Source organism: Lentilactobacillus sp. SPB1-3, from assembly GCF_026913205.2.
Taxonomy (GTDB): Bacteria; Bacillota; Bacilli; order Lactobacillales; family Lactobacillaceae; genus Lentilactobacillus; species Lentilactobacillus terminaliae.
Map to the genome: position 1 here is coordinate 1,704,053 of NZ_CP168151.1, position 20,688 is coordinate 1,724,740.

The 20,688-nt window shown below is 37.6% G+C and carries 13 protein-coding genes; 3 read left to right on the top strand and 10 right to left on the bottom strand.

The annotated features are described in order from the left end of the window. Positions 1-30: 30 nt before the first annotated feature. Both O0236_RS09110 and O0236_RS09115 read right to left on the bottom strand, forming a co-directional pair. Positions 31-1,398: a hypothetical protein gene (locus O0236_RS09110; RefSeq protein ID WP_268913515.1), complete on the bottom strand. Its 1,368-nt coding sequence runs from the start codon at positions 1,396-1,398 to the stop codon at positions 31-33. 453 nt (positions 1,399-1,851) lie between these two features. Further along, on the bottom strand, positions 1,852-3,351 hold the full coding sequence (locus O0236_RS09115) for a surface layer protein SlpB (protein WP_268913514.1): 1,500 nt from the start codon (positions 3,349-3,351) through the stop codon (positions 1,852-1,854). A gap of 260 nt (positions 3,352-3,611) precedes the next feature. On the opposite strand from O0236_RS09115, the gene O0236_RS09120 reads away from it, so the two are divergent. Both O0236_RS09120 and O0236_RS09125 read left to right on the top strand, forming a co-directional pair. Continuing rightward, a complete protein-coding gene (locus O0236_RS09120; RefSeq protein ID WP_268913513.1) occupies positions 3,612-4,940 on the top strand; it encodes a dihydrolipoyl dehydrogenase family protein in 1,329 nt (442 codons plus the stop codon). Between the two features lie 237 nt (positions 4,941-5,177). Continuing rightward, positions 5,178-5,612 carry a DUF2325 domain-containing protein gene (locus O0236_RS09125; protein WP_268913512.1) on the top strand — a complete coding sequence of 145 codons (435 nt, stop codon included), beginning with the start codon at positions 5,178-5,180 and terminating at the stop codon, positions 5,610-5,612. A 57-nt stretch (positions 5,613-5,669) separates the two neighbouring features. Here O0236_RS09125 and O0236_RS09130 read toward each other — a convergent pair whose 3' ends face one another. The 4 genes from O0236_RS09130 to O0236_RS09145 all read right to left on the bottom strand — a co-directional run bounded on the left by O0236_RS09130 (position 5,670) and on the right by O0236_RS09145 (position 13,236). Then, on the bottom strand, positions 5,670-7,925 hold the full coding sequence (locus tag O0236_RS09130) for a lectin-like domain-containing protein (RefSeq protein WP_268913511.1): 2,256 nt from the start codon (positions 7,923-7,925) through the stop codon (positions 5,670-5,672). A 412-nt stretch (positions 7,926-8,337) separates the two neighbouring features. Further along, on the bottom strand, positions 8,338-11,025 hold the full coding sequence (locus O0236_RS09135) for a DUF5776 domain-containing protein (protein ID WP_268913510.1): 2,688 nt from the start codon (positions 11,023-11,025) through the stop codon (positions 8,338-8,340). Positions 11,026-11,220: 195 nt separating this feature from the next. Next, entirely contained in the window at positions 11,221-12,615 is a 1,395-nt protein-coding gene (locus tag O0236_RS09140) for a glycosyltransferase family 2 protein (RefSeq protein ID WP_268913509.1), read from the bottom strand. Between the two features lie 57 nt (positions 12,616-12,672). Continuing rightward, positions 12,673-13,236, bottom strand: a complete 564-nt coding sequence (locus O0236_RS09145) for a zinc ribbon domain-containing protein (RefSeq protein ID WP_268913508.1) — start codon at positions 13,234-13,236, stop codon at positions 12,673-12,675. A gap of 232 nt (positions 13,237-13,468) precedes the next feature. Between O0236_RS09145 and O0236_RS09150 the strand changes: the two genes are divergently transcribed. Further along, a complete protein-coding gene (locus O0236_RS09150) occupies positions 13,469-14,218 on the top strand; it encodes a competence protein ComK (protein ID WP_268913507.1) in 750 nt (249 codons plus the stop codon). 105 nt (positions 14,219-14,323) lie between these two features. Here O0236_RS09150 and O0236_RS09155 read toward each other — a convergent pair whose 3' ends face one another. From O0236_RS09155 to O0236_RS09170, 4 genes are all read right to left on the bottom strand, one after another. After that, positions 14,324-16,345, bottom strand: coding sequence for a DUF5776 domain-containing protein (locus O0236_RS09155; protein WP_268913505.1), 2,022 nt, complete (start codon positions 16,343-16,345; stop codon positions 14,324-14,326). Positions 16,346-16,669: 324 nt separating this feature from the next. Next, positions 16,670-16,876, bottom strand: a complete 207-nt coding sequence (locus O0236_RS09160; RefSeq protein WP_268913723.1) for a DUF5776 domain-containing protein — start codon at positions 16,874-16,876, stop codon at positions 16,670-16,672. A gap of 89 nt (positions 16,877-16,965) precedes the next feature. Next, entirely contained in the window at positions 16,966-18,585 is a 1,620-nt protein-coding gene (locus O0236_RS09165) for a hypothetical protein (RefSeq protein WP_268913504.1), read from the bottom strand. 168 nt (positions 18,586-18,753) lie between these two features. Beyond that, positions 18,754-20,370, bottom strand: a complete 1,617-nt coding sequence (locus tag O0236_RS09170) for a hypothetical protein (protein WP_268913503.1) — start codon at positions 20,368-20,370, stop codon at positions 18,754-18,756. Positions 20,371-20,688 lie beyond the last annotated feature (318 nt).

Here is a 20,688-nt window from a genome sequence, read left to right on the forward strand (position 1 = left end):
ATAAACAGAAGAAAGCTTTTGTGTTATAGATTAACCAACGTAGTTAGTATCACCTTGTGCAGGTGCAACTGGTGTAACTGGTGCTTTAATAACACTACGATCAAAAATCAACTTAATCGTATCGCCATACTTAGCATTTGCATTAGCCTTTTTGGTTTCTGTTGCATCGTATGTGTATGCATAAACGTTACCAGGAGTACCTGAATCTTTTCCGTAATAATAACGATTTGCTTCACCCGTAAATACAGAAGATAAGTTATCAGTATTGAATGCTTGGCCAACAGTACCAGTCAAAGCTTGTTGCTTAGCTGTAGTTAAGTTAGGATACCCATTTGCCAAGTCAGTACTCTTCAATGGTGAGTAACTAGTACTATTACCAACATTAAATGTAACTTTAGATGTGGCTGCTTGTTGAAGTTGTACTCGTAAAGTACCACCGTAAACTGCTGAACCAGCAACGTATGAGCCGGCATTGGCAAGCATGTATCCAGCAGGAACATTAGCTTTTACAAAATCAGTTAATGTTTGCTTATCAGTATTAGCAGCTGTGCTTGATACAGGATTGCCTTGCTTAGCTGTTGTATCAGTAGTAACAAATGTCTTATCAGCACCAGCAATATCATTGTTGCTACTATCAGTGTACTTAACTGTCACACTGTTATTAACAGTTGGAACATTACCATTATTGACTTGAGCAACATTGCCTTTGCTTACCCATGCGCCATTGATGTCTTGGTTAGATGAAGAAATTTGATACCAAGTGTCGCCTTCACGTGAACGTGTTGCGGCAGCATTAATAGTAAATTCAACATTCTTGTATTGATCAGAATTAGTGATTAATGAACCATTAGAATTCTTGGCACGACCTACTTTATATTGAGTACCGGCTGGTTGGCCGTACAATACTGTGTTAGCTGAAGCATTGGTATTAGTTAAAGTAAATTTAGCAGTTGCTGATGGTGCAGTTGCTGTCTTAGTAGTTGCGTATTGAACAATTCCACCTGCAAGGGTGCTAGTGCTCTTACCGCCATAGATCCAACCACGATATTGACCATTAAATGATACAACCTTGTAGTAAACTGATCCACGGTTAGTAGTAGCTACTTGATATGCACGGAAGTTATCATTAACAGAACTTGATCCATTAGCTAAACCTCTCAAAGTAGTTTTTGATGCAACAACGCGGGCACCCTTTAAAGTACCAGCTTTAGTATATAAAGCATTAGTACCATTAACGGCAACATTACGTAAATTAACATCACCAGTCATCTTGTGATTACTAGTAACTCTAGCATATGTCTTTGCAGATGCATTGGTAGCATTCATTGTTTCAGCAACAGCTACGAAACCAAGTGCAGCCATACCAACAAACAATGATTTTTTAAGTGTGTTTTTCAAAATAATCCCCCAAACTTTCTATATTAGGTTGTAGCAACCTCAAAGTTCGTAATAAGCATATCACTAAAAAAGAAGATTTTAATTACCAAACAACTACAATCATGATGTTTAATTACCCCAACATTACAAACCGAAAACAATCCCTTTAAAACCCAAATTTTTTCTAAAGGTATTTAACATTTAGTTATTACTATTACGATCATCTGGACAAAATAAAAAGAAGATGGTGCTTCAAGCCATCTTCTTTCGTCTAATTTATCTTTATATTGAGTTTTAAGATGATGCTTCAGGTCATCTTGATTGATCGTCTAATTTATCTTTATATTGAGTCTTAAGATGATGCTTCAAGTCATCTTAAGTATTACCTAATTTATCTTTATATTTAACTTCAAAATGGTGCTTCAAGCCATTTTGAAATATTTTTATACCAATTCTATTGAGAATTTTTCATGACTAGCTAATACTTGCAAATACATTCTTCCAACTGTTAGTTCCAGAAGCTGGTTGAATCCATTTTCCTAAAGGTACTTTCTTCTTCTGTACTGAATAATTAACATTCACATTTGTGCTTCCGACAGTTAAATCTCCAGTAACATCTTTGTAAGTGTAGTGCCAGATTTCATATTGACCATCAAATGCAGGAATTTTCAATCCCGAATCTGTGACAAATTGTCTGAATACAACTCCGTTTTGATAAACAACATAGAAATCAGTTAAACCTTGATCTGATAATGCATTTTTAATTGCAGATTCGGAAACCTTTTGACCACTATCACCCTTTATATTGCTTAAGGCATTGGATTTCAAGGTTGGTAAATTATTTGCAATAACGCTTGTACCATTATCTGAATATCCAAATGCATTCTTATCAATTGGGGCCTCGCCCGCTTCGGTATCAACTATTCCTCCAGGAGCTGCAGTTGAACTTGTGTTCAATGTAATATTACTAAAAGCTTGGTTTGACGACTCTGGTGTAACAGTCACATTAATCGTTCCACCCGTCGCAGCTTTAGAAAGATCAGTTTGTTGAGCTGGAGTTAACTTACCATCACTGTTTAACTGGTATCCCGTACCAGCTAATGTTGTAGCAGCTAGGCTTTCAATTCCTTTAATATGTTGTTCTGGCAACACTGTACCATTTCCCAATTGAGTATTCTTTGATGCGCCAGGTACTTGATAATTTGCGACCTTAATTTCGGTACCCGTATTAGTTACAAATCTAATTTGAACGCTATCGTTAGGAATTGGTGCCTCAGCATCTGTCAATCCAGATGCTAAGATCCAGCCGTTAGCAGCACTGTTCTTTGAATCAGTTGCCGTAATGTGAACCCAAGTATCGTTTTCACGAGTTCGAGTACCAACCTGATCAATCTTAAAGGTGGCGTCTTTATATGGAGTTGAGTCTGTAATTTGACGACCAACTTTATATTGAGTCCATGAAGGTTGTTTGTAAGTGACTGTCTTGTCATTATTAGCAGTTCCTACATTGGCAATCTTATAGGTACCGTTTCTTTGAATATCCGTCAAAGTACCATTTTTGAAAGTTTCATATTGGTTAATTCCACCGCTAAAGTTGCCAACTGTTTTACCACCATAGATCCAGCCACGATAAGATTTATCAAAAGCTACAATCTTGTAGTATACCGATCCTCGGTTAGTGGTTGCTACTCGATAAGCTCTAAAGTTCTTTTTAGAACTATTTGAATTAACCAAATTATTTAGAGTTGTTGTAGTAGCAACCTTTCTGGCACCTTTCAAAGTTCCAGCCTTGTTATACAAAGCATTTGAACCATTAAAGGTAACGTTTCTAGTAGTTGCATCTGTTGTTAATGTCTTGTTCGAAGTAACTTTTGCATAGGTTTTTGCACTTGCATTATCTGAGTTAACTGCGGCAATACCAGCTAGCATTCCTAATGATGCAGCTGAAATTAAAATTGTCTTTTTAATGTTCATGTAGTTAGCCTCCTAAAAGTTATTGAGTTTCATTTACGAGTATTAATTTACCACCTTAACTAATCATTATCAACTAAAACGAATTTGAAATAAAAACATTACTATTTAGTTCATACTTTATTCATATTTAGAATTCCATTTAATTATTTGGCATCCAAATCTACTATTATATACAACAAAACTGATTCTTTGTTTTCTGATAAATGCTCTTGTATGATATTAGTGTGATGCAATTAAATAACCAAATTGGAGGAATCTATATGGCAACTTATGATTATGATGTTTTATATCTAGGTAGTGGACACGGAACTTTCGATGGTGCCATTCCATTGGCCCAAACAGGTAAAAAGGTCGGAATCATTGAAAGTCGTTTGATTGGTGGAACTTGTCCTAACCGCGGCTGCAATGCCAAAATCATTCTAGATGCTCCCGTTGAACTACAACGAGCATCAGAAAGACTAAAAGGAATTGTGGATCCTGTGCCAACAATTAATTGGAAAGAAAATGTCGAACATAAACAAGAGGTTATTGATAAACTACCAGTAATGATCAGCGGTGCGATTGAATCAGCTGGTATCGATATCATTAAGGGATATGGTACTTTACTTGATGCTCATACTATTGAAGTCGATGGTCAGCCTCACACAGCTGAAAAACTAGTTATTTCCACTGGGTTAAGACCAAATAAACTAGATATCCCCGGCACTGAACTCTCTCACGATAGTGAAGACTTCATGAACCTAAAGAAATTACCAGAACGAATCGCGATTATTGGTTCTGGATATATTAGTCTGGAATTTGCTACCATCGCTAATGCTGCCGGATCTAAGGTTACTGTCTTCATGCATGGTGACCAAGCATTGCGTCAATTCAATCAAGATTATGTTACTGCTGTAGTCGATGATCTTGAACGACGAGGAGTAAAATTCGTTAAATTTGCAGGTGTCTCTGCATTTGAAAAACAGGATAAAGAATTTGTTGTTAAGTATGCTGATGGTCAACAAAAAGTTGATTGGATCCTTGACGCTACTGGTAGAATTCCAAACGTTGAAAACATAGGGTTAGATAAAGTTGGGGTCAAATACAACAAACACGGAATCGAAGTTAATGATTATCTACAAACAACAGTTGATAATATTTATGCTTCTGGTGACGTAATTGACAAAACTCAACCAAAATTGACTCCAACTGCAATCTTTGAATCAATGTACCTAACCAACCTATTATCGGGTCAGACTGACAAACCAATTGATTATCCTGTCATCCCTTCAGTAGTCTTCACATCCCCTAGAATTGCAAAAGCTGGGGTTTCAGTTGAAGAAGCCAAACAAAAGGGCTACAAGATTGTTGAAAATCATCTAACAGATGAATGGTATCGTCAGATCGACAAACAAGATTTAGTTGAAAATGCCTTCATTTATAATGAAGAAAACCAAATTGTTGGGGTAACTGAAGTCAGTGAAAGAGCTGATGATGTTATCAACGCAGTGTTACCACTTATTGAATTCGGCTTGAGTGATGAGCAAATTGGTCGACTAGTTTACCTATTCCCATCAATTACCGCATCCACCTTGTCTCATCGTAAATAGCACACCATCTAGTAGTGGGAAACTTGTTACAATACTATATCAAGTGTAGAATGAGTTAAGAGTCGTTCCCCCGATGACTCATCATAATTTCCCACATAATTATGAATTGCCACCAAATACCTTTTGTTTGGTGGCTTTTTTTGTTTCTTAACTCCTTCACAGTTAATTACGTAAAACATTTGATTTAACTATCCATGATATGAAATAATAATTGTAAACGGTTTAGGGGGCAACGCAATGGCCGAACAACGAATTGGACAATTAAATACTGGTCGCAAAACCGATGGGAATCTAAAAAAATTTAAACCAACTACTGGTTATGATTTAAATGGTAAACGAGTATTAATGGCAGGATATGGCGATCATAAAGCGGTCGCCGAAGAAGTTGTCCTTGCCCATAATGGTAATGAGCTATGTTTATATGATGAAAAAACTCGCGGTAAAGGAATTCAAACTAACTTAAGCAAAGCCATTACCCATGCCGACATTGTCTTAATCATGTTGAATTCAGTTAGTCACAACACAGCAAATCACGCGATTTCAATTGCGCGAGAACAACACAAGCTGGTTGCCGCAACCAACATGAACAGTCCACTAGCAATTGAGCAGGCTATCAGTCGTGCAATTAATCATCAACCAATTTATGTTCCATCACATCATATCGTTGAGTAACAATAAAGAAAAAGCAGTCACCATGAATATCATGGTGACTGCTTTTTTATGCTGATGTTATTTCCAAATAACGAACTTCTTGCTACCAGTTACATATTGACCATTTGATAATTGATAACGAGTAGTTAATTTGTAATTTTTGACAGCTTTAACCTTTAATACACTGCCCTTTTTATAGAGTTTCGACTTACCAGACAATTTTACGTTTCGATAAGTCTTCACGCCATTCTTATTAATCACAATAATTTTTTTATTTTTAGGGACTGATTGATAGTACGCTTTTACAACATACTTTTGATTAGCTGTAATGTAACCTGTAGTTCCTTTAATATACTTCCCAGTATATGGGTTGTATTGCTGAACATAGTATCTTAAGTTTCCTTTAGCATCACGCTTGTAATTCTTAACCACAAATTGTGGTCGATTAACACGCGTTGTTTTAGCATACCCTTTAATTCGTTGACCCTTACTAAAATTAGCACTCTTGTACAGATAAAATCCTTTAATACCGTACACTGATTGTCCTTTTACGGCAGCCCAATTTGGCATATCTCCGCTTTCTGCCGGTTTATTTGGATTGGTACTACCACCTATACCCGGATTACTTGAGTTAGTATTACCTCCACCTACACCTGGATTGCTTGGTTCCGTGGTACCGCCACCGTTACCTGGATTACTTGGTTCGGTACTTCCGCCACTGTTACCTGGGTTGCTTGGATTGGTACTTCCGCCACTGTTACCTGGATTACTTGGTTCGGTAGTGCCACCGCCAGTTCCTGGGTTACTTGGTTCGGTAGTGCCACCGCCAGTTCCTGGGTTACTTGGTTCGGTAGTGCCACCGCCAGTTCCTGGGTTACTTGGTTCGGTACTTCCACCGCTGTTACCCGGATTGCTTGGTCCGGTACTTCCGCCACCATTACCCGGATTACTTGGATCAGTATTGCCACCACCGGTTCCTGGATTACTTGGATCAGTATTGCCACCACCGGTGCCTGGTTCGCTTGGATCAGTGTTGCCACCGCCAGTTCCTGGATCTCCCGGTTCGGTACTTCCACCACCGGTTCCTGGATTACTTGGATCAGTGTTGCCACCACCGGTGCCTGGATTACCTGGTTCACTCGTTTCTACCTTCTTATAATAGAAAGTAATGTTTTGCAACAAGTCCCCATTTAATGTGGCTCCGTTTTTAATCGTCAATATATGAGTGGTTGAATCATATTCAGCTGGTCCTTCGACATGGTCCAATTCATAACCATCAATTGATTTAGGCTCAATAGTTGCCGTGGTATCACCTGTTGGATTAATTGGCGTATTCAACGTGCTTGTATCCGCTACCTTGTTCCCATCCGTATCCATGTAGTTAACATTGGTTACGGCCACTGGATGTAGTGTCAACGTGTTAAACCTAACATTAGCTGATGCTTGTGAAGCGTATGAATCACCAGATGAAATTGATAAGTTCATATAATTACCATATAGATTAATTCGATCTGAAAAATCATAGGTATCCGTGGCAATCACCTGGCCGCCACCATTTGTTTTCAATGTATAGGTTAATTTATGAGTACTGCCATCGTATAAGATGTCTAATGGTAACCAATCACTGTCGCCTAGATTATTCTTGCCGACTGCTTGTGCACCCTTGCCACCCGTATTAGTGTTATCGATCCACTGCTTAGCATATCCATTGGCAGGACCTGTTAGGGTATCACCACCACCAGAATTAACATTATCAAAGTCATGCTCATTACCGTCATAATTGTTCTGGAAAAATGAAATATATGGATCAGTAGACGGATCCTTGTAGCTTCGGGCAAATTGATTATCACTATTATGGTAAGTATCCAACGTCACTCCAAAGGCTCCCTGAATACCACCGATTCCCATCCCGGATCCTGGGTTACCAACCACCGTTGGATCGCCTGGACGAAAGGCAAAGATAATTCCGTCACTCTTAGTACCAAAAATCGGTCTTTTAGAAGCCAGGTTTACGTCAACTGATAGTTCAAAACTCTTTGACATGTCAATATTACCGTTTAGATATACTGAACCGGCTTCTGCACTACTAAATATTCCGGCATTTCCTGGCACCAAATTAACTTGTCCAGCTGTATTACTGATGCTTGCCTTACCAGTTGTAGTAAATAAGTTATTTAACTGATCTCCAGATAAAGTAACTGAACCTGCATCACTATCGCTTGAAGTAGCCGTGGTATCTGCCAAGACATGGTGCGTTGGTACAAAGCTTGTTCCAGTAACACCTACGAATAAGGCAGCAGACATCATCAAAGTTAATTTTAATTTTTTATTCACTTAATTACCCCCAATAAAATATGTCGGTGATTAACTCCTATCTAATCGCCCAAACAAAGAAACACTAAGCAGTCATATCCTTCTGACTGCTTAGTGGTATGAAATATTCAGCAAAAATTACTGATATTACTTACCGTTGAAAATTCGTTACATAAAAAAATCCCTGATTAATTAATCGTTAAACAAATTTACGCCATTAACTATTAATCACAATATGATATTTTACCAGATAGAAAAATATGTGCTACTACTTTGAACGTTTTGCAATTAAATTTCACACAACTAGAAGTAAAAGCAGGCATAAACGCTTGTTTATCAGCGTTTATGCCTGCTTTTGTGTTTTCATTTTAATTTAATTCTCTCATACTAATTGAGTTAAGACCTTCAAAACATTCGTTAATGAGACACGCCGTTAATTAATCACTTGAACATACTTACTGTTTCCAGTAATATACCCGCCCGATACTCGGTAACGGAGTGTGCCGTACTTCGAAACGTTTTGGTTATTTGAGTATTCATAACGAATTACCTTAAATACTTGGTTTCGTTTAAAACTACGATTCTTTCTCGTTAAATTAACGGTCTTGTATCGCTTAACACTAGTCTTTGCCTTAACTTTGGTTGGTTGTTTGTGACGGCCCATATTAACTAACTTTCGGTTAGCCGTGATGTATTGGCCATTACTTAAAACAAACCGAGTTGTTAAGTTGTGACGTTCAATACTCTTAACGTTCAAGACAGTTCCCTGCTTGTAATTTTTCACTTTACCAGTCAGGTTCTTGTTCTTATATGATTTGACTCCTTTGGCGCTGATGACAGTAATCGTGGAGTGCTTAGTCTGGTAATATACCGGACGAACATAATCCCACTTAGCAGTAATGTAGCCAGTCTTACCATCTGTCTTACTAAAGTGGTTCACATCTTTAACTTGGTAGCGTAGATTACCAGCCTTGGAACGGGCATAACCAGTAACCACAAACATTGGTCGGTCAATCCGGTCCTTAGCAACATGGTGAGCAGTTCGATCAACTTTTCTAAAGTTGGCATCCTTATATAGGTAGATATTCTTTAATGAATAAACTACAGTATTCTTAGGCGCAACTTCTCCGCCACCTGTATTGTTTTCATTCCCTGAATTGTTGGGATCACTAGGGTCACTTGGATTTGATGGATTGCCTGGTTGGGATGGATTGCTTGGATTGCTTGGATTTCCCGGGTTACTTGGGTTACCAGGATTTCCTGGATTAGTTGCCTTATCTTTAATGTGCAAGGTCACTACTTTTTCCTGTCCATCAGAAGCTTTCAAAGTAACCTTGTAGTCACCGGCCTTACTGAAATCAACTTGGCTATAATCTGGCGTTACAACGAGCCCCTTACCATCAGCGTCAGTAGCTACTGCCTTAAAGTCATTAGCAGTTGGCTCCGGATCGCCCACAGTCATAGTGAAGTCGTCCCCATTAATGCTCTTCTTGTTATCAAGGACCGTCAAAGTCACTAGTTTGTCTTGACCATCAACAGCGACCAAATCAACTTTGTACTGGCCAGCTTTGTTTAAATCTGCATCGCCAAAGTTAACAGTGACTTCCTCTTCATGCCCATTTTTATCAACAGCTTTGGCATGAAAATCATCCGCAGTTGGCTTAGGATCACCCACATGGATAGTTAAATCATCGCCATCAATACTAGCTTCACTTTCCAGTACTGTAACGTATACAGTTTCTTTTTGACCATCAGCCGTTGTTAAGTAAACTGGATATTTACCAGGCTTGGTGTTATCCACAGCGCTTTTATCAATAGTTACATCTTCTGACTTACCATTAACGTCCGTAGCTTTAGCATTGAACGCAGAATCTTCTGGTACCGGATCATTAACGTAAATCTGCACATCATCGCCAGTTAAAGTTGGTTGTTGACCCATAATATACGGAATAAAGATAGTCGCTACTGGGTTGCTGGTCTGGCCAGATGCAAAGTAGTTTGCAGCCATAAAGTATTCATAATGTTGTTTAAACACATTGTAAGTTGGATACGCACTACCTAGATTAGGATCAAATACCTGATTTTTCGTAATGGTATAGTTTAATCCCGTCGACCCGTCAGATACCGATGATCCGGCGTTATCCCAAATCATGATTCCTTGTTTCTGTCCAGTCGTAGCTTCCATTGTCACTCTACCAGCGATTCTAGCAGTGTTAAGAGCGACTAGCTTACCAGTTTCACCACCAGGAAGTTTAATTGGTGAATCCAGATGATAGTTGGTTGGCAAAGGCTTGCTTGGATCAATGTACACAGGTGGTAATGTTACCCGTTGATTTAATACTCCGTTACTAGTTACGGTTGGATCGATTTGTCCTGTAGAGTCACCTTTGGAGGGACCAGTTGGATATGTGTGATCACCAGTATACTGAGCAGTATTCAAAGGAGAAAAATCTGTAATCGAATTCCAAGCGATGTTCAGATAAGTAACTTTCTTCAAATTGACCAAAGGTTTAACATCTGAAATTTGATTACCTGCTAGTTCAATATATTCTAGGTTAGTTAAGTTAGCGATTGGCGAAATATCAGTGATATTGCCTTGAAAGGCACCATGACCCCCATTTAAGTTTTGCCGTAAAACTAGATCTTTCAAGTTAGTGGCATACTGCAATCCTTCAAGTGAATATTGTGATCCATCAGCGTTATATGTCTCATACTTAATAAATTCGGAACTTCCTAAGCCAAAAGGAACTTTCCAATAATTATCGACATATGTCAATTTTTGCATATCATCTTTAGTAATATCATTGACGCTGTTATAGGTCTTACTCTTGTCTTGAGCTTGTAACATCAATAACACTAAATTTTGTAGCTTGGTGTTAGGCATCCAATCAGAAATTGATTCATCCGCTTTAGACTCTTTATTGCTAGATGCAGTAACATCTTGACTATTTTGATTTTCTGTTTGTTGGGTTGCAGCCTGAGCAGTAGTAACCAATGATGATAACTGCTGCTGATTATCAATAATCGACCAGCCACCAAATCCTAAGGCCAGTCCAGCACCAAACAAGAATATTTTTTTCTTTGTATATGCAGTTTTCGCTTGCTTTTCAGTTGATAGCATAAGACATCTCCTATTAATTGTGTCGTAAGTAAAAGACGTAAACAGTTAATAACGTTAACCTTATTTCCAGAGATTATTCTATCATATTAAAAAATTAATACCACTAAGTTGAATGTTTATCATTAACGGACAATAATGAAAAAATAAAATCCGGTAGAATGCAGTTAAATCAGCATTCCCACCGGATTTTAATTATTAGTGTTTATTATTTATTGTATTCTTAACATGCTTGGTATGCGACCAGGTCGTTTGATCATAAAATGTAAATAGTCCTGCCATTTGAGATATGAAGTAAGTAAGTGAGAACCACATTAATGCAAACACGGCTTTGATAGTTTTGAGAATTCCTAAATGACCATCTACCATTATCCCGTAAATCATCGGAATAAACCCATAGATTACGACAAAGAAATTCAGGATAGTCAATGGAACGACATAAACCTTGGCCCATTTAAAAAACATTATCCCAATTGCATTATTCTTATAAACACTCATCATAATTAATCCATTGATAACCAGTGCGACGGCAACATTAACTTGCACGTTTAGTCGCATAGAAAATAAATAATTAAGTTGATCCAAAAATCTAAGCTTGCCTGTTTTGAAGAAATCAATTAGCAACTTAGAAAAGTTATGAAAGGCCACATACCAATGTCCTCTACTCCAACGATATCGCTGAATTAAAGATTGTCCCAGGCTTTCAGGCTTTTCGTCATAAATTCTCGTGAAATGATTCCATCCAACCATGCCACCAGATTCTACTATTCTAATTTCCATTTCCAAATCTTCTGTCAGACTATGAGAACGAAATCCGCCATTATTAGCTAACCATTCTGTTGAAACTACAAATCCTGTTCCACCAATACTATTTGGCAAGTGCAATCGATATTTCGACAATTGAAACATCCGGTTCATAGTCCAATATGAAGCGGCATACCCCAAAGGCTGAAACTTATCGGTGTTCTTACTATCTAAGTAAGTTTGTACAGCATCAAAATGATGTTCTAATAATTGTGAATTTAATTCTGTAAAGATATTATTATCCACAAAATTATCAGCATCAATTACCAATACATAATCATATTTTTTATAGTCATAATCATCAAGTGCATATTGTAATCCTGCGGGTTTACCGATTCCAATTCTGGGATGCTTATTAAGCGAAGTATCTATGACTTCGGCACCCTCTGCCTCGGCAATTTTAGTAGTTGCGTCCGATGATTGATCTGAAACAACCACAACTTGATAAAGATCCTTAGGATAGTCTACCCCATGCAAATGTTGGATAGTAGCACCTATAACATTTTCTTCGTTATGTGATGGAATTAGGATTAAAAACTTTAATTTTGGTTCATGAATCTGATAATTTCTGGTTGCTTTTTTGTATCCAAAAATAGATAAAAACATATAATAAAAAATCAGTGAATACGTCCATAAAGCTACCATTCCTGCCAGAATCTTGATTATGATGAGCATAATCTCCCCCAACAGACCTGGTTGTACCAGCAAATAAGTCGCAATCACTACCGCCAAAGCCATAATTACCAACGTCAACGTTACATAATGTCGCCGATTACTATGAATATTCATTTATTCCCCCAGAAGCATACTAAAGAAAAATTACTTCAATAAATCCCCCATTGATAATTAATCTTTATCTGCTTTATTGTACAAAACTTTCCCCTTATCAACTTTGAACAACGGTTTCTTACTCTTGTCCGTCCGAATCTTGATCTTGGAATATTTTTTATTACCATAAACACCGTCGAACTCTTTAGACTTCTTAACTGTCTTATTGACCAACCGCTTCCAATCCGGATTAGTCTTAATGTTCTTCAGTGCTGTACTCTTATATGAGATTTTAATAGTAGTGCCTTTTTTCTTGCTTACCGTAACTTTAGGATGCTTACCATAAGCTGTCTGCCCTTGAAACATATCCAAGTGCATTTCTTCTTCAATCTTGTGGTGACTAGGTCCATCTTTAAGCGTCGTGACTTTAGCAAATCCCACAACTAATAGGAAGGCAATCAGCATCCACATCAACTTTTTAGCTGATGATGGCCCTTTACCGTTATTATTATTTTGCTCACTTCGTGTTAGCGAATCATTTCCATCCATTATTGGCTGAGCTGCGCCACAGTATGGGCAAAATCGTGAATACCCAGGAATAGTGCGACCGCATTTTACACACACTTTATCTTCTACACTCATGGTTTCCCTCCAAAATTATCATCACTTATTATTATACCCAAGTTTTCCTATTTTGCAGATGATATTTGTGTGTCATTTAACATGTTTTACTAATCATTGAATTAAAATTTATTGAATAAATTGTTTTACTTTAATCCAAAATATGCTATTCTTTTATCTTCTTATTAAAAAATTGCTAATGATGATGATTAGCAATTAAAATAATTAATTTACATCTGGAGGATTTTTTTATATGAGATTTTCTCATTACTTGAGCCAGTTGGCCAAGCAATATCACGAAAACCACATAGTAGACATGAAACGCATCAAGCTGAACCACATTGAAGGTAAGGCCCGCGCCACCGATATCGATTGGCGTAATGTATGTATGCTTTGGCATCTAGGTAACTCACGCTACCCGACCGCAATTTTAGATCGGCAACAAGGACTGTACGCAGTTCCTGATAAGCCAAGTAATCTAATAAAGCAATTATTGGATAGAAGACCATTAGGATGTCGAAGAATCACGACAGCCATAACCAAGCACGCCGGCGTGAAGAATTACGTTCCGAATGTGCAAGGCAACTTCTGTATCTCACCGTTAAAATCGGAGGATGGCAAGGAGCAATCCTGGATTGCTTTACACCAAATCGATCAATATAAAGTTGGCAACCAAGTTGATACTTCATTAGTGCAATTTAAGGGTTGTAAAGAATTGGTATCATTACCAACTACCCACAACTTTATTCATAAACGGGAACAAGATTGGTTTGCCATTAAAGAATTCCAACAAACAATATTAAATACAGTTAAAGCATCGTTTGATGCCAAAGCAATTAGTAATTTTGAACTGGTTCAATATCAAGATATTACCGCCGAAGTTCGCAAATTCGAACAAGAAGCAATTGCAGAATGGACTGCTAAAGTCCTGAAATACGTTGGCTTTGATGAACAGACATTAGCTCCTAAATTAGACGAATTAATGAAAGAATTCGAAGCATAAAAAATCACCCTTACTGGTTAATCCCTTTAAGGGGATACATATTTAATAATAAATTGATTAACTTTAGAAAACAAAAAAGCATTCCTTATGGAATGCTTTTTAAAATTATTTATAAATCGCAACTAATTTCTTGTTAGCTGAAATGTAGGTTCCATTACTTAACTTGTAACGCATTGTTAAGTTATGAACTTTTTGGCTAACTACACGAACCTTGGTGCCGTACTTGTAATGTTTTGCTTTGCTAGTCAAATTAACGTTCTTGTAACCATTAATACCCTTCTTGTTAATTACCTTAAAGTATTTAACCTTCTTGGTTGAATAGTATGCAGGAACGACGTTCTTCGTAGCTTTAATATAACCAACCTTACCATTGGTTTTCTTGTTTGAGTTAACAAACTTAGCATTGGCATCACGCACTTGGTACAAGAGTCCATTCTTAGAATCAACGATCCTAGTTACCACAAACATTGGTCGTTGTTGACGTGTACCTGCTTTATAGTAGATGCGTCCAGACTTACCAAGACTAGTAGTCTTGTACAAGTAACCGCCCTTGTTCATAATCACTGCAATGTTCTTTTGAATAGTACCTGGGTTAGTTACGTTGCTGTTACCAGAATTATTTGATCCACTGCCCGGGTTTGATGGATTAGTCACATTACCATTTCCAGTGTTATTAGAACCAGTTCCTGGATTCGATGGATTAGTTACATTACCATTTCCTGGATTGCTACTGCTGCCACCACCAGGAGTAGTTACTTTAATAGTCTTCCGAATATCATTATAACCATCTTGTGAATAATGGTATGTCACATTATAAGTAGTACCTGGCTTAGTGTTAGTCAAATTACCATCTTTATCAATTGTAGCTCCACCATCAACGGTAACAGTTAAATTCCCCTTATTGTTATCCCCTGAGTTGAAAATGTCGCTATTAGTTAATTTCTTATCTTGATTTTCTTGATTTGGAGCATACACTACAAGATTATTTAATGCATTCCATTTGCCGTCAGCATCGTTAGTATTAACATTATCGGTATCAATTACTTGTAATGCTTGAAAGTTGATATCTCCTAATCCATTGTGATTAAGGAGTTGGTTAAATGATGTTTTATTACCATCACCATCAAGGACCGTTGTGGTATCAGTACCAGGGGTTGATGCTGAAGGCTGAGTGGTAAACGCAAAGTCTTTTCTCATAACACCATTTTCATCGGATGGCACAGTGTAGCCATTTGCTTGTAACATATCTTTAATTGATTCTTGGTTACTTGCATCTTTCATGGCATTAATATCTACATAATAACTGCCACCTTGATATAGGACTGGATCATTTGCCTTGCCGAAACCTTTGTTGGTGTTGTCAAATGTGATTTCATTTGCAGCACCAATCTCAGGCATTTGTGATTGGAGATCCTTAACCTGTTTAAAGGTCTGTGTCCCTTTGTCATAGGTAGTGATTAAATATTTACCATTTGCAAGGTCGTTAACACTCTTGTATAGAATATCCCTGAAATCAACTTGCAACATAGTTTGACCATATGTTGTGTAATCGATAATATTCCACTGGTCCTCTGGGTTACCTGCAGTTAATTTAGCAGTATCAACCTTCAATGGAATCGTCACTGTCAGGCTCGATTTAGGTTGAATTTTTGTCTGAACGGTTATTGTCTTTGCATCCCCACTAATGGTAACTCCATCCGGAGCTTGAAATTTACTAGTATCAACTGAAGTGGCATAAGTGTTCGGAGATTGATTTAACGGAGTAGATATAATATCAAAAACTGACCATTCCGTTGTCGAATTATTGGTTAATTTAAACTCGGCATTATAAGAATCTTTCTGTACCAAAGTCTTATCAACATTGGCAAAATCAACGAATACTTTAGCATCTTGCGCATTTGCTATAGCGGAACTGTCCCCAACGTTCACACTGAATGTTGCAAAATGGTCGCCATTTGAATTGGTAGGAAGAACTTGAGTTTCTCCCCCAGTAATTGCGTTATCAGTTGCTGTTGCATCAGCTCGACTGTTAGCACCTGAAATAGCAACCCCTGCGATAACTAATAGTAAAGTTAAAACAAAAGTCGCCAATCGCTTAACAAAGTAATTTGAATTCGTTGTTTTCATTTTGTTTCCCCCTATAATATTAAATTTCACAATCACACATATTCTTCCACTTTAAAAACGTCTTGGTATATTACTATCTAAGCATCCCCTTTGCTTGATAAAGTATACGGTATGTATCATTCAAATAAATAACCCCGTATCGCAATTTGACACTTCGTAACTATACCACCATTTAAACAAAGTAGGTTGGTAAATGCACATTAAATTTATTAAGGGTAAGTTTTAAGTATAATAAAGGGCCTTAATTTGCAATCAAATTAAGGCCCTTTATTTATTCATATAAACAATTTAAAACATATTGTTTTCACGTATTATACAAAGCATCTAAATCTTCGCATTCACAATCTTCACACCATGAACAGTGGAACGATTTGGTGAAATGTATTCTTTATTAGCAGTGATGTACTTACCATTAATAAACTTGTAACGGTAATTAATGGCACTATTCTTGTCGATTCCAACCACTGTGAACGTTGGTGCCTTAGTAATCGACTTCATAGCGTATCCCTTAATTCCGTTACTGGTATAAATATAACTTTAGAGCTACAAACTAAGATAATAAAAAATCTCGAACAACCAACACCACCGCTAGCCATTCGAGATTTTCTAATAAATATTAATTATTTAAATTGTTCATACAGTTGCTTAACATTCATTTTATCCGCACCCGCACTACCATTGATAGTAAATTGTTTACTTGGATCACCTGCATAGTACAAGAGTAAGAAGTTATCATCACCGAATTTGCTTTGAATAGCTGGAGCTGGCGCCGCATTATTTACTCCTGCATATGCTCCTGGAGCATAATTATCCCCGCTTGGTTGGGTATTAGAAATTTGATCTTGAGTCAATTCTGATTTGTATGCAATTAGAGATACACCAGCCAATGAACTCTTAATTGTCCCATCATCATTGAAATCACCCTTACCTAATAATGCACCAGTATCAGTTCTTTCAACATAGTAAAATTCATTTGCTCCGTTCTGTTGCAAAACATTGAATAATTGAGCAGCAGTTAAAGTAGTTCCTTTTTCACCACGAAGCTGATCAGCAATGTTTCCAGTAATTGTGGTTGCACTAACTAATTTATCACCAGAATAAACTGTATCTGCTGGAGCAACTGGATTCGTACCGTTCTGAACTGGTAATCCAAGTGCTATCTGATTAGCACTTGCAAAAGGTACAAGTACTGGTTGAGGAGTTGGCGCCACCGTGATTTCAGATGTCTTGCCATAATTGGCCATCCTTAGCGCCAGACTGTTGGCAACAATCTGTTGATCAGTTAAGCCAGATATTCCATAATTACCACTAATTCCGGCATCACTTAACATCTTTTGATAAGCCGCAGATAATCCCGTGTCATTGGCAGTATGACCATCAATAATAGTCTGACCGTATTTATTGGCAATCGTCTGAGATCCAGTCGATTCACTAGTCTGCTTAGGTAATGTTAGAATACCTAAAACCTGTCCTTCGGTACTCTTAATTCTAATTCTCACAACTTCCTCAGGAATTGGTAATACAGTCACATCACTCTTTTTAATCCACGCACCATTAATATCATGATTAGTTGGATTGCTAATCTGATACCAAGTCTCGCCTTCTCGGGTTGTTGTAACTGCATGAGATAAGGTAAATGTCGCATCATTGTACTTCGATGCATCAGTAATTATCGGTCCATCACCATTTTCTCGAGCCCGACCAATCTTATATTGTGACCATGCCGGTTCAGAATAGAAAGTTGTATTACTTCCGCTGGCCACATTACTCTTTAATTGATAGGCAGTCTTGTTATCAGCTTGACTATCATAAATTGCATTAGTCGTCGAATAAGCCTTCAATCCAGCATTAAACTGGTTAATTATCTTACCACCATAAATCCAGCCTCGATACTGCTTATCAAATGAAACCACTTTATAGTATACCGAACCACGATTAGTAGTGGCCACTCGATAGGCGCGCCAATTCTTTTGACCTTGCTGACTACTTTTTACAATATTCAACGTAGTTTTTGTAGCAACAAGCCGAGCACCCTTTAAAGTGCCAGCCTTAGTATATAAAGCATTGGTTCCAGTCACATTAACATTGCGCTCACTACCTGCCATGCTCATTACCTGGTTCGAAGTAACTTTTGCATATGTCTTTGCGGATACTGATTGATCACTAATCACACCTTGAACAGTAGCTAATCCAACTGTTGCAAGACTGATCAATAGAGTGTTTCTAAAATTATTTTTCATGTTCTTCACCCACTTTGTTATGAGGTTGTTATTTACCATTTTTAGTTTACAAAATAGCTCAATTTTTATCAATTTATTAGCATACATGGAATAATAACAAAAAAACACCTCACAATTATTTGCGAGATGTTTTTTATATTTATTTAAAATCCAGAGTTATTATAAATCCTATTTGAATATGCCAGCTAATCCTCCGGCAAGTGCTCCGGCTGCAGAAACTACATCGGTTATTCCTTCGGCTATACCACTGAATATTTTGTTGGTTGAATCATTTGGCTTAGTTGTATCGCCTGGTTTGGTTGTGTTACTGCCTGTATTTCCTGTGTTACTGCCTGTGTTGCCTGTGCTACTGCCTGTATTGCCTGTGCTACTGCCTGTATTTCCTGTGTTACTGCCTGTATTTCCTGTGTTACTGCCTGTATTTCCTGTGTTACTACCTGCATTTCCCGTGTTACTACCTGCATTTCCCGTGTTACTACCTGCATTTCCTGTGTTGCCTGTATCATCAGCCTCAGGGTGTGATTGTAAGTAAGTGAAGATTTGTTTCCAAGTAGCTCCTTGACTCTGACCCATGCTACTTGGATCGCCTTCATACTTAGTAACGTTGTAATGAATCTCAACGTTGATATTGTCAGCAGAAGTTCCAGTGATTGTCACACCAGAATATTCATAATGCCACATTTGAATACTCTTAGCAGGCAGTGCTTGGTCTTTAGTTAAGAATGAATAATGATTGACTGCATAAAAATCAGTTAATCCTTCATTATCAAGGGCAGCCTTAACATTATCATTAGTAACTGGAGTTCCTTTTGCTAGTTTGAAGTCACTGACAAATTTATTTTGGGCATCAACATAAGAATGACGTGCACCGTTTCCACTAGCGATATCCGCATTATCTGACTTCAAAACATCTCCAGTAGCACTTGGAACTGTCTGCCCATTGCTACCTTTACTTGATGTATCAAACGTTGCAGTCTTAACTGCTTGAACCGATGGAGCTGGTGTAGGTGTACTTGGTGTTGTTGGGTTGCTTGGTGTTGTTGGATTTGATTTTGATGTCGTTGGTGCTGCTAATAGATTAGATGCTTGAACCCAAGCACCATTGATATCAGCATTTGATGAATTAGTAATTTGATACCAAACTTCATGACTTCTTGAATTTTCAGCAGAGCCACCTAATGTAAAAGTAGCGTTCTTATAAGCTGTTGCATCAACAATGATACTGCCAACGCCGTTAACTTTGGCACGGCCAACTTTGTATTGAGTCCAAGCTGGAGCTTTGTACAATACGTTGTTTTCACCTGCAGCCAAACCAGTTAATTTGTAAACTGTCTTATTGTCAGCCTTACCATCATTATAAGTACCGGTAGTTGCAAAAGAAGTTAATCCCCCGTTAAAACGGTATGTGCTAGTTCCCCCATAAACCCAGCCACGGTATGATCCATCAAAAGAAACAATCTTATAGTAAACAGCACCTCGGTCAGTAGTGGCAATTCTGTATGCACGCCAGTTATCTTGGCCCAGGTTACTAGACTTCAAGTCAGCAAGTCTTGCAGGTGAAGCAAGTAATTTTGCGCCCTTGGTAGTTCCAATCTTGCTATATAGTCCATTATTACCAGTCACATTAACGTTTCTCGAACTAGCTGGAGTTACCATTGATCTGTTAAGCGTAACCTTTGCATAGGATTTTGCAGATGCTGATTGAGCATTCATAATACTTGGTAATGCAAGCGCACCAAAAGTCATTGAACTAATTAATAATGCGTTTTTGAAATTAATCTTCATATTGTTTCCCCCATCGGTAATACTTTCTTCTTTCAACACCCTAAGTTTACAAAAATATTACAAATTAATCAACATAATATTATAAAATTAGTTCTATTTAATTATAGTTAATATGATGAATCATCTTTTAAAGTCAGTGTTAACGCGTATTCACCGCATAAGTGATAATTCACTCATAAATTCATGTTTACAATAGTATTACAAATTAATCAACAGGTGGTTATACATTTAGTTATTTTTGATTATAATTAACGTTATTAAGTATTACGATTAATCAGCAATCTCGCGCTTTGATGAAACGATAGCTTAATTTTGCGC